Origin of the sequence: Luteibaculum oceani (assembly GCF_007995015.1) — a bacterium.
GTDB classification, from domain to species: domain Bacteria; phylum Bacteroidota; class Bacteroidia; order Flavobacteriales_D; family Luteibaculaceae; genus Luteibaculum; species Luteibaculum oceani.
Window position 1 is genome coordinate 1 of sequence record NZ_VORB01000029.1, and the last position, 743, is coordinate 743.

1 protein-coding gene is annotated in these 743 nt (G+C 45.1%); it reads left to right on the top strand.

Annotated elements, in window-relative coordinates; translation table 11 throughout:
* Nucleotides 1-743 (top strand): HYR domain-containing protein (locus FRX97_RS12165; RefSeq protein WP_147015493.1); only part of this gene is annotated, 743 nt, incomplete at both ends.

The window sequence follows — 743 nt, forward strand, 5'->3', positions numbered from 1 at the left end:
GTGGTGGATTCTGTACCACCGGTAGCAATTTGTCAGGATATAACGATACAGTTAGATCATTTAGGCTTGGCTTCTATTCAACCGATAGATATCGATGGAGGTTCAAACGATGCCTGTGGTATTCAAGGATTAGCGATCGATAAATCCCAGTTTAGCTGTGGTGATGTAGGACCGAATACGGTTACGCTTACGGTAACGGATAACAACGGAAATCAGTCTAGCTGTCAAGCGACGGTTACGGTGGTGGATTCTGTACCACCGGTGGCTATTTGCCAGGATATTACGATACAGTTAGACCATTTAGGCTTGGCTTCTATTCAACCGATAGATATTGATGGAGGTTCAAACGATGCCTGTGGTATTCATGGCTTAGCTATTGATAAATCACAATTTGGCTGTGGTGATGTAGGACCGAATACGGTTACCTTGACCGTTACGGATAACAACGGAAACCAATCCAGCTGTCAAGCGACGGTTACGGTGGTGGATTCTGTACCACCGGTAGCAATTTGTCAGGATATAACGATACAGTTAGATCATTTAGGCTTGGCTTCTATTCAACCGATAGATATCGATGGAGGTTCAAACGATGCCTGTGGTATTCAAGGATTAGCGATCGATAAATCCCAGTTTAGCTGTGGTGATGTAGGACCGAATACGGTTACGCTTACGGTAACGGATAACAACGGAAATCAGTCTAGCTGTCAAGCGACGGTTACGGTGGTGGATTCTGTACCACCGGT